An 11,441-nucleotide genomic window follows, 5' to 3' on the forward strand; every position below is an offset into this window, starting at 1 on the left:
CTAAACATTACCTATTTGATAACGAACTTGGTCTTACTATACCCTTCCTTCGTCTTTAACACGTCAAGTATTGCTGGAAACATAGTCTTTAACTCCTGAACATGGGAAATTACACCTATCATTCGTCCAGATTTTTGCAAATCTATTAATGTCTCTATTGATTTATTCAGAGATTCTTCATCTAATGATCCAAATCCCTCGTCAATGAACATGGTATTAATGGAAATATTCCCCTGAAAACTTTGTATGACATCAGACATTCCAAGCGCTAGGCACAAAGAAGCATTAAATTTTTCTCCACCAGATAATGTTTTAACGTCACGCGTTTGGCCAGTGTATTCATCATATACATCTAGTGCTAAGCCACTTTGTCTCCCATGTGATTCCTGCCGGTCACTTCTGATTAAATAAAATTGCCCGTTAGAAAGACGTGTTAATCGTCCGTTCGCAGCCTCAATAATTCGTTCTAGGTATTCAATTTGTAAATATCTTTCGAACGATATTTTTTGATTGTTTTGACCTCGAAGAACATCATATAAATCCGTAATTGTAGCTAGTTTTTTTTCACGCTCAATTACTTTGTCATTAGCTACTGTAATATTTGTTCGTAAACTAGCTGATTCCTGCTGATACTGCTTTGATAGGTTTAATGTATTATAAGCTAATTCATATACCTGCTTCGATTCAGCTAATTTCTCTTTTAGTTTCGACAAATCTACCCTTGTCTTGTCCTTTAAAACATTCTCCAACTCTTTTACTTGCTGTTTTTTCATAGCCAATTGTTCGTTAAATACACGAATTGCTTCTTTTAATTTCTCTTGCTCAGCAGACAGCATTTTTGCTTGTTGATAAGCCTGCTCAAATTCGAAATCAGCTTTGACCAGTGCTTCCGCAAACTGTTTCTCTGCTTTTTCACGTTTGGCTTTTGTTTCCTCTGACTGCTTCTTTGCGTGTGTCATGTTGGAAGCTGCTTTCGTTTGATCTTCTCTAGCTTGCTGTAGTTTTGTCTGAGACTCTTTCCATGCTTTTTCAAGCTGTAATTTTAATTTTTCTGTTTCACTAATTTCTTTTTCGAGCTTAGTTAGAATTGTCACTTCTTCGGGGATATTCTTTAATCGGTCGTCATAAACTGCTTTTGATGTCTCATACAATGAATGCTGCTCCTGATAGGACTTCTCCAGCTGTTCTTTCTTTAGTTGCAGTTGCCTTACTTCTTCCTTTGTTTTTTCATAAAACTCTTTATGCTTTTTGATTTCATCTCGCTGTTTCAATAAGTAATTGACTTCTTCGCCTAAGAGCTTTCCTTGTTCGACAATCTTGTCTTTTACATCTGATGCATCTTGTGTTGGAATCTGGAAGTTTTGAAGATCCACTTCTTTTTCCTTTAATTGCGTTTCATTCGATTTGTGTTCAACAAGTACGTCACGATATTCCTTGTCAGTTTCATCAAGCTCATTCTTCTTAGCATCAAGCTGTTCCTTAGTAACCTGTTTGTCCTGATTCAAGGCTTTATTTGGATGCTCTATACTGCCACAGACAGGACAAGACTCTCCATCATGTAAATGACTTGCTAAAAAACTTGCTTGATTGTTCAGCCATCCTTCTTCTATTTCATTGTATGCAGCTTTTACTTTATTTAAAGCTTCCTCTTTCTTACGAAGCTCCCTCTCAAATGCAGTTTGATTACTTTTTAACTTCAAATAATCCATTAACACTTTGACTTGCTCTCTCATCTTTGATAATTTTTCTTGTTTTTCCGGCAATTGGCTCACTGTTTGATCCTGCTCATTGATTTTTTTGTATGTTGCTTCTACAGTGTCGCTCTTTTCCGTCAACTGGGCTTTGACTTGATTTAGACTTTCAAAGGACGTTTTTCTTTTTTGATCAAGTTGCTGTAGATCCCTTTTCTGTTCATCAAGTTTTTTAATAGTTGGCAGGTAGTCCTTTAATCGTTGCAGATTTTTCCCAACTTCTTCTCGTTCACTCGATTTATTTTCTTCCTGTTGATAGATTGCTTTAGATTGCTCAAGTTTCACTTCAGCATGTTTATTTGCATCGTTGGCTGCAACTAAGGCTTCATCTTTATCTTTTTCTTCCTTCCGCCACTCATTAGCCTGTTTTTCATAGATTTCAATCTGGCTTGCACGTTCCGCTTCTGCAAGTACTTTTTCTTTTGTGATAAAATCAGGAATTTGAATCTTAAGTTCACCTAACTGTTTTTCCTTCATATCCAATTCTTCAAACCGTTCATTTAAAGCCTGGGCTAAGTGGAATTCACCTTGTTTCTTGTCATGGTTCTTAAATGCCGCGTCATAGTTCTGTTGATCTGCAGAAATCTTATCCTGATAAAATAAAGCTTCTTGCTCAAGTCCAGCAACCACCTGATTCACATTGTAATATTCTTCAGATAGCACCTGGAATAGTGTCGAAGCCTCTCTTTTTGGCAAAGCTGCTGGGATGCTTTGAATGTGATGATCTCTCGTTTGTTGAGCCTGCCTAAAGTTTTGTTCAATAACAGTTTTTTTATTTTTTAAAATGTCATTGATGTGCTTGTAGTTTTCCGTCTTAAAAAGCCTTCGCAATATCGCTTCTTTGTTTTCAGTTTGAGAGGTTAACAGTTTTCGAAACTCACCCTGAGGCAACATTACAATTTGTTTGAATTGATCTTGTGTCAAGCCAATAATCGCTTCTACCTTCTTATCAATTTCTGAAACCATCTGCCGGTCTACACAGGGAATCTCTCTCCCATTTATTTTTTCATAAAACTCATATTGCTCACCAGTTTTTGATTTATTTCCTTGTTTGACATGTCCAAGCTGTCGAAGGATACGATATATCCTACCATTTAACTCAAACTCTAGCTCAATAGCTGTATGCGTATTGTCCTCTGCAAAATCACTTCTAAGCATCTTACTATCTTCTCTGTCAGTTCCACTGGCACTGCCATACAAGGCAAAACATATTCCGTCAAAGATAGTTGTTTTACCTGCACCAGTATTACCAGAGATAACAAATAGATTATTTTGCTCAAGCTCTGTAAAGTCAACTACTTCAGAATTCTTGTATGGTCCAAATGCCGTCATTGTCAGTTTAAGTGGCTTCACTCGGTATACCTCCTTTCTATCTATTAATTTGGAATAGATTCCTGTTTATTAGTCTCATTTTCATCTTTTAAAAGTTCGTCAAGCACTTCTTTAAAAATAGATTCCGTATCTTCTGCTGCTTCAATCCCCTTCACTTCCTTGTAAAAGGATTTGAATAGATCTAAATCACTCATTTTGCTGCGATTCACCAGTTCCTCTTCCTGATTCAGCGTATTAGTTAATGCAAAGTTTTTGCGTTCAACATGCATGGCATTTGGATAAACCGATCTAACTCTTTCCATTGGAGATAAAACAGGTGCTTCATCTAGTAAGCTAACAAACACATAATCCTCATTTATCTGATGTGTCAACAAGTCTTCTAGTGTCGCTTCGACAGTACGGATATCCCGTTTAGGGGTTGAGAAACGCTTTTCAACTGTTACGTTACCATCAGCATCCATCTCGACAATATGGAATCCTTTTTTATGATGTTCTTCAGAAATAGAATATTTTAAAATAGATCCAGAATACTGTACCGTTTCATTTTTCACATGGTGGGCCTGATGCAGGTGTCCTAGTGCCGTATAATGAAATGGTGCAAAGTGATTGGCATCAACATATTCCGCTCCCCCTATCGAAAGTGGTCGTTCAGAATCACTCGTATTATCTTTTTCTTCCCCCAAAGGAGTGACAAAAGCATGTCCAACATATACATGACGCACATTTTGATCCATATGAAGTTTGATGTTTTCCACAATTTGCTCGGTAGCATCATTGTGTGAACGAATTTCATCAGATTCCAGTACGTTTCTAACCAAACTTGGATCACAATAAGGAATAAGGTGAAAATGGACTTCACCATGATTGTCATTTAAAATAACCGGATTCGTCTCTTTCGTAAAATTACCGACAACATGAAAACCCTTCTCCTTCATAATACTGCTGCCGAAGTTCAATCTACCTGGGCTGTCATGGTTGCCTGCCACTGCCAAGACTGGAGTTTTCAGCTTCAAAACAATCGTTTCTAAGATTTCATTCAACAAATGAACAGCCTCGGTTGGTGGCACAGCACGATCATACAAGTCTCCTGCAATAATTACAGCATCCGGTTTCTCTTCTTCAATTGTGTTAACCAACTGATCAAGAACATAGCTCTGATCCTCAGTCATGTATACCCCTTGGACGAGTTTTCCTAAATGCCAATCAGCTGTATGTAATAACTTCATGAATCTCTCCCCTTTCATTTTCTTAAACGTTTTTCTACTATCTACTAGTATAATATACTGCTAGTCTATCTGTTTACTGAATTCTTAATTTGATTTTATTTCCAATCCTGAGGTATTCCTTTTATCGCTCTTGTTGGTGTAGTTCGTAGGCTTCCCAGAAAGGTGATGATGATATCCGACAATGTTTTTATTCTAGTTTCAGTATACTGCTACTACTTACTTGAAGCAATTCAACTAACACCCATAGAACTTAATTATCTGAATATATACATCCTCGGTTTAGAAATTTCCCCATTGTTTTCTATCATGAAATAGAATTTTAGCATGAATTACTAAGCTCATATTTCAATTATTATTTAATCTCAAAAAACATCAAATATAATTTGAAAGCAGATTATTACCAAATCACGTGAAATTATATGATAATTGCTGGATAGAATGAGTAAGTAGGAGGAATTCGAATGACTAAAACTAATGAAAATGATACTGCCAAAAAACCAGGGGAAATCGAAGCAGATGGATCTTTCAAACGCCAGACCAATCGTTTTACAACTCCATTTGGCAATAATACAGGTGAATTACCCATTGAAGCTGGTCGTTACCGTCTGTTATGGTCAGCGGCTTGTCCATGGGCACATCGCTCTGTAATTGTACGGAAATTGCTTGGACTAGAGGACAGCATTAGTTTAGGAACAGCAAGCCCCCTTCGTCCAAGAATCGGTCGGGTTGACTGGGAATTTTCTTTAGATACAGATAATGTGGACCCGGTTCTTGGTATTCAATATATAAGTGAAGTCTACAAAAATGCGGATTCAAACTATAGCGGCCGGCCAACAGTTCCAGTAATGGTAGATATCAAGAAAAAAGAAGCTGTGAATAACAATTATTTCAAATTAACCAACGCTTTTGAAACTTCCTGGACGCCACTTCATAAAGAAAATGCTCCCGATTTATACCCAGAGCATTTACGGACGGAAATTGATGAATTAAGTGAAGTTATTTTCCATAAGGTTAACAACGGCGTGTACAAATGTGGATTCGCTGCATCTCAAGAAGCCTATGAAGAATCTTATGACCAATTATTTGACAAGTTAGACGAATTAGAAGATAGACTCTCTAAACAACGATTCTTATTCGGGGATTTTATTACAGATTCTGACGTTAGACTCTACACAACATTAGCTCGGTTTGACGCAGCCTATTACACAGCTTTTAATACAAATCGGAACCTAATTCGCGAGTATACTCATTTATGGGGCTATGCAAGGGATTTATACCAAACACCAGGTTTTGGCGATACGACAGACTTTGATGGAATTAAAAGACATTATCATCTATCCATTACAATTAACCCTGACAAAACAGATGAAAACATCCTTCCTAAAGGACCTGATTTATCTATATGGAACACGCCACATGAACGTCATAAACTAAGCAATAAAGTTGAGAAATTTCTAATTCAAAAAAAGTAATGAAATGAGGCAAATTTTAAAATGAATATACGAAATGCTTTACAGGACGAACTACCATACATTCGGGAACAGAGGGTTAAAGCTTATAGTGAACATACGGAGGCTCTCTCTGCTGAACATTGGCAGGCTCTAAAACAGGCAATATCTTCTGATGCAGATATCAGTCAAGGGGTTGACCTGATTGTCGCTGAAAAAGAAGGTGAAATTGTTGGAAGCGTTGCTCTATTCCCCCCAAATACAGATGCCTATGAAGGGTATGTGGATGAACTTGATTACCCTGAAATTCGTGTACTTGCTGTTGACCCACAAACTAGGGGTAGTGGGGTTGCATCAGCATTAATAGCTGAATGCATTGAACGTTCCAAAGCGAGAGGATTTAACTCAATCGGACTCCATACAGGTTCCTTTATGGAAAATGCAATAAAACTTTACGAGCGAATGGGGTTTGAACGTTTACCAGAACACGACTTTGAACCAGCAAATGATGGTGTCATTGTGAAGGCATTCCGACTATCGATATAACTTTAAACATAAAAAACTTAAAGTACCGTTTTATGCGTTAATTCTAGATGTGAACTGAACATATATTTTCGGGCTGCATTCAGGCTTATCCTTTGCTAAGATCAGTAAAATTTGGTGTTGCTTTTTTCACTGGTAACCTGCAATAGCGCCAGTTTCCGAAGCATCACGAGCCACTGCATAGCCAGCGAATGCAGATTTTCGAGCTTCACCTACCCTTATTTCACTACCACCCATGCACGTCCCGATACAATAATTTTGCTAAGGCATCATCTTCTGGATATTGTATTTCAAAAATAGTGAATTATATATTCCGTACTTTCTGTGGCCCAAAATGCTGCTATTTTTTGATTTACTACCTTTAGGTGGTCTTCCATTATTATTTTTTTAACTGTATCTTCAAATGTTTTCTATGTCATTCCAAACCCCTCAATTGTTCTGCACCATTTTAATATAGTTGTCTCTCTTAGAAAACTTAGCTTTTCGCAAAGCCTTATGGCGAAAGAACTATATGCACTTATGCAGTAAGGAAAGTTTATAAACTTTCCTTACTGCTGAAAATAAAATATCATTTCCTGAATAAAAAATACCTTTCTTTCCCATCTTATATCTTGAGGTGACATATGTTAAATCGAGCGATCTGTACAGCTTTAGTAGGAATAGGCACTGCACAGTTTTTAAAAATACCTTTGAATTATTTAAGAACCGATAAATGGGATTGGAAAAAATTATTCGGCAGCGGTGAGATGCCTAGTTCTCATTCTTCGGCTGTCACATCCCTAACTACCTATATAGCTCTAAAAAAAGGTGTGTCTTCAATAGACTTTGGTGCTAGTAGTATTTTCAGTTTGATCGTTATGTATGATGCAATGGGAATCCGGTGGCAAGCAGGGCAAATAGCCATAGCGGTAAACGATATGGACGAACAGTTAGAGATAATTGCGGATAATCACCCTGGCATTAACCACAAAAAGCGGGAAAAAGAATTAAAGGAAATGCTTGGGCATTTACCTGTTGAGGTTCTCGGTGGAATCGCGTTAGGAATAGCAATTGGCGCTGGTAGCTATTTTTTTGAAAAACCAAAATGATTAGCTCCCCGAATTGTTTTGAACAATCAAAGATAACCACCATAAGCCTATCTGCAAATGATGGTTATCTTTATAATCACTAGTTGTTAGATATAGTCATGTTCATTGTCGTTTCTTTGTTTTTTTATTGTTAAACTTTTCAGCTGGGGTTAGTGGTTCATTTGCCATTTCGTGATCAAATTTCCTTGACAGATCTCCTCTAACCGCCTGTTCATCACTAATACCACCATTGTAGTTTCTTTTTGGGTTTTTTCTGTCTTCACTCATTTTCAAACACCTCCATAACGTTAGTTTGCCTAGTTGTACATGCATTATCCAACTATACTGATAGTAGAGTTGGAGGAGGGATTCCGACTGACCGTTCTTCTTGTGTGGTAACAGCTTTCTGCTAACCCCTCGGGATTAGCTTTTCTTGTTTTGAAGTAAATAATTCCTGTGCACGATCAGCTAATTGTGTTCGCAATCGTGAGTATAAATAAGCTTCCTTTTCCTTTTTCACTCTCCGCCTTTATTTCCCCACCATGTGCTTGTACAATATATTGTACAATAGAGAGACCTAGTCCCGAACCACCGTGTTTCGTTGATCTTGATTTTTCGCCACGATAAAATGGGTTAAAAATGTTTGTTAAGTCTTTCTCATCCATTCCCTGTCCATTATCTTTCACGATAACAGATAGGCTTCCTTTCACTTGATCAACTTCCACTTCTATAGTTATCCGATCACCGCCATAGCGAACAGCATTATCGATTAAGTTACTCATCACTTGTTCTATTCGTGTAGGATCAAGACCAATATTAAGTGGTGGGATCTGCTTCGTGAAAGTCATATCCACTCCTCGAATCTGCAAATCAAATTGAAATCTCCCAAGCATATCAAGGAAAAAATCAGCCATGTTTACGACATCTTTCTCAATTGGGAGTTGCTCTAACTCCATCTTTGAAAACTCGAATAAATCTTCAATTAATGTGTCAAGATGATTTGTTTTATCATGTATCACACGAAGATACCTCATTTTCATTTCTTCGTTTTGTACAATTCCATCTTGAAGTCCTTCCACATATCCTTTGATGGAGGATAAAGGTGTTCGTAAATCATGGGATATGTTAGCAATCAGTTCTTTTCTTGCTTCTTCATATTGCTTTTGTTTGATAGAAGATTCTTTTAAATGCTGCCTCATTAAATTAAATCCTTGAATAAATCTACCAATTTCATCTCCTCGTTTATAGTTAATAGGATAATCAAGATTACCCTCTTTCATCTCCTCTGTAGCCTCGAAAATATGCCTTAATGGAAATAGTACTGTTCTTGATATATATCTTGTCCATACTAAGATGAGTACGATCAAGGTAAATAATCCAACACCAACACTGATTAGAGCAAGGTTGATAATATCTTTAAATATATTAAATGGTTCCCTTTGATAAGAGTTTGCTATAATATCTGCATTCCACACATCTCCCTCACTAGTCTGTACTTGAACCTGAAAATTATTGAGATTGAAAAAAAAATCATTATCTTCTTGAACGGAGCGAAAATTCCTCGAATCAAACAATCTTTCACCACTCTGCGTTTGAATAGTTAGATTGATATCATAACGATTCAACAGTGGTGTGATTTTTTTGTTAAATTGTTTTTCATTAGGAAGAAAATCTTCATTGATTCTGATTTCTTGTTTTATATCTGTAAAGAGTTGGTCAAGCTGGTCATCATCTTCGCTTATTAGATTTTTTGAGCCAATAAAAAAGCTGAGAATAACCACAAGAATCGGTATAAGAATAATTGAGAAAAACGCGAGAATAAGCCTTGTCTTTAGACTCGATTTCATAACGAATCACTGAATTTGTAACCAATCCCCCATACCGTTTGAATATAGTTAGGCTTGGAAGAATCGACTTCAATTTTTTCTCTGATTTTGCGCATATATACAGTCACTGTATTACTATCACCAAGATGGCTATAACCCCATACATTTTCATACAATTGCTCTTTCGAAAAGACTTGTCCCTTGTGGGAAACTAACAAGTGAAGTAGTTGAAATTCTTTTGCGGATAAGTTGACCTGATCACCACTCACGAATACTTCAAATCTATTTTTGTTTAATTTTAAGTCACCGTACTGAATGATGCCATCATCTTCATTATTACCCGATAAATACTTATAGCGACGTAAATGAGCTTTAATTCTAGCTACTAATTCTCTTGGGCTAAAAGGCTTTGTTATGTAATCATCCGCTCCGATTCCAAGTCCGATAATTTTATCAGTGTCACTTTTTTTCGCACTCATCATCAGAATTGGAATGTTGGATTCTTTTCTAATCATACGACACACCTCAATCCCATCAATGTTAGGGAGCATTATATCAAGCACAGCCATAATTGGCTCTTCTTCATGGAATTTTTTAATGCCTTGCTCCCCCTCACCTGTAAGAATTACCGTATATCCCTCTGCTTGAAGATAGTCCCTTACAAGTTCCCCGAGCTCTTCTTCATCTTCTACAATCAAAATTTTATCTTTACTCATCGTATCCCGCCTTTATATAAAGCAACGTTATGCTGCAACATCTCGCTTTTGAAAAATAACCCAAGTAAGGGTAATGAAAATAATAAAATACACACTTAGTACAATAATTGAGAAGGTCATGGTCATCCCCTCGACCAACGGAACTCCATTACTGTATTGTTGAAAATTAGTATTGGCGAACAATATATACTTTACCCAATCATAATTACTTAACAGTTGAACAATCTGGGGCCCGGTAAACATTAAGAATAAAGAAATACCGATAGCTAGAGAGCTACTGCGAAATACAGTTGAAATCATAAATGCCAATGTTACCATCATAAGAATGTCGATACTGTTGAACCCTAATAGACTAATAATATACATAACCATATTCTGTTCTACAACCTGTCCATCATTGTATACTAAATAAGGATGCTGCGTACCATCGAAACCAAAAAGTAAACTGCCTATAAGAAACGATAAACCAGATAATACCAATAGCGAGAACAGAGCAAAAAGGATTGTAGAAATATACTTTGACACAAGTATTTTCGATCTACTTACCGGCCTGATCAATAATAGCTTTATTGTTCCCCATGTAAATTCACTTGCAACAATTCCAGCTGCGACAACAATGGTAAATAATGCGACTATTCCAGTGAAATTTGTCGCATCAACCATAAATCCCCAAAGTGACTGCGACTCTAATGGAGGAATATTGTTGTCTATTCGATACGTATTAATTTCTATATGTTGCTTCGCATAATTATCCCCAACTCCCATTAAAGGACTATCTTTAACGGTTTGTTTCAATTGAGCATTTTCCACTCTTAATTCTTCTTTCCAATTTATATTATCATTTGTTTGCATGGCAAATTTAGAGAATAACCCAAGACTAATAACAACTAAGAAAATCAATCCAATCATCACCCAGGTACCTGTCCGCTTATACAACTTCATATTTTCATTTCGAATCAAATTGATTAATGATACCATCTATTTCTCCTCCGTTATTTCTAAGAATTTCTCTTCTAAGGTTGACTGGTTTGATGCTATGCCAAACACTTTAAATTTATTTACTACTAATGATTCGTTCACCTCTGCAATATAGTCATGATTTACATGTATATCCAAGAAGTCACTTCCTTTGTTCATTTCCGTCGTATCATAAATCGATTGCAGGAATGAGAATGCCTCATCAAGAGGTTTCACGTAAAACCGAATACTAGCTTTAGCTGAATTACCGACAAAATCCCCCACATTTTCCATACTTATCAATTTTCCATGTTGAATAATTCCAATACGGTCACACATTAATTGCATTTCAGCCAATAAATGGCTTGAAACAAACACAGCCATGTTTTCCTCATGAGCGATGCTACGAATGTAATTTCGAATCTCACGAATACCTGATGGATCCAGTCCATTTGTGGGCTCGTCCAATATTAACAGTGATGGTGAATGAAGTAATGCTTGAGCTAACCCCAATCTTTGACGCATTCCTAAAGAATAACTGCGGACTTTATTATTTATACTTTTCTCAAGCCCTA

Annotated in this window: 10 protein-coding genes; 3 read left to right on the forward strand and 7 right to left on the reverse strand. The window is 36.7% G+C overall.

Going from position 1 to position 11,441, the window contains the following annotated elements; genetic code table 11:
• Window positions 1-11: 11 nt before the first annotated feature.
• On the reverse strand, window positions 12-3,104 hold the full coding sequence (locus ACOI1D_RS19235) for an AAA family ATPase (protein WP_422503549.1): 3,093 nt from the start codon (window positions 3,102-3,104) through the stop codon (window positions 12-14).
• Between the two features lie 23 nt (window positions 3,105-3,127).
• Window positions 3,128-4,309 (reverse strand): exonuclease SbcCD subunit D, encoded by a 1,182-nt coding sequence (locus tag ACOI1D_RS19240; RefSeq protein WP_422503550.1) that lies wholly within the window; start codon window positions 4,307-4,309, stop codon window positions 3,128-3,130.
• A 461-nt stretch (window positions 4,310-4,770) separates the two neighbouring features.
• Here ACOI1D_RS19240 and ACOI1D_RS19245 point away from each other — a divergent pair, with 461 nt between their 5' ends.
• The 3 genes from ACOI1D_RS19245 (at window position 4,771) to ACOI1D_RS19255 (ending at window position 7,388) form a co-directional block, all read left to right on the forward strand.
• Window positions 4,771-5,781: a glutathione S-transferase family protein gene (locus ACOI1D_RS19245; RefSeq protein ID WP_422503551.1), complete on the forward strand. Its 1,011-nt coding sequence runs from the start codon at window positions 4,771-4,773 to the stop codon at window positions 5,779-5,781.
• A 21-nt stretch (window positions 5,782-5,802) separates the two neighbouring features.
• Window positions 5,803-6,303, forward strand: coding sequence for a GNAT family N-acetyltransferase (locus ACOI1D_RS19250; RefSeq protein WP_422503554.1), 501 nt, complete (start codon window positions 5,803-5,805; stop codon window positions 6,301-6,303).
• 620 nt (window positions 6,304-6,923) lie between these two features.
• Complete coding sequence (locus ACOI1D_RS19255) at window positions 6,924-7,388, forward strand: divergent PAP2 family protein (protein ID WP_422503556.1); 465 nt, start codon at window positions 6,924-6,926, stop codon at window positions 7,386-7,388.
• Between the two features lie 102 nt (window positions 7,389-7,490).
• Here the strand turns inward: ACOI1D_RS19255 and sspO are convergent, their stop codons facing one another.
• The 5 genes from sspO to ACOI1D_RS19280 form a co-directional block, all read right to left on the reverse strand.
• Window positions 7,491-7,655, reverse strand: a complete 165-nt coding sequence (gene sspO, locus ACOI1D_RS19260; RefSeq protein ID WP_422503557.1) for a small acid-soluble spore protein O — start codon at window positions 7,653-7,655, stop codon at window positions 7,491-7,493.
• A 176-nt stretch (window positions 7,656-7,831) separates the two neighbouring features.
• Window positions 7,832-9,214: a sensor histidine kinase gene (locus ACOI1D_RS19265; protein ID WP_422503559.1), complete on the reverse strand. Its 1,383-nt coding sequence runs from the start codon at window positions 9,212-9,214 to the stop codon at window positions 7,832-7,834.
• Window positions 9,211-9,909, reverse strand: coding sequence for a response regulator transcription factor (locus ACOI1D_RS19270; protein WP_422503560.1), 699 nt, complete (start codon window positions 9,907-9,909; stop codon window positions 9,211-9,213). The genes ACOI1D_RS19265 and ACOI1D_RS19270 overlap by 4 nt, the downstream gene beginning before the upstream one ends.
• A 27-nt stretch (window positions 9,910-9,936) precedes the next feature.
• On the reverse strand, window positions 9,937-10,887 hold the full coding sequence (locus ACOI1D_RS19275) for an ABC transporter permease (RefSeq protein ID WP_422503562.1): 951 nt from the start codon (window positions 10,885-10,887) through the stop codon (window positions 9,937-9,939).
• The coding region (locus ACOI1D_RS19280) for an ATP-binding cassette domain-containing protein (protein WP_422503564.1) at window positions 10,888-11,441 on the reverse strand (554 nt) is incomplete at its 5' end.

Source organism: Virgibacillus sp. DJP39, from assembly GCF_049310925.1.
Lineage (GTDB): Bacteria > Bacillota > Bacilli > Bacillales > Amphibacillaceae > Virgibacillus_F.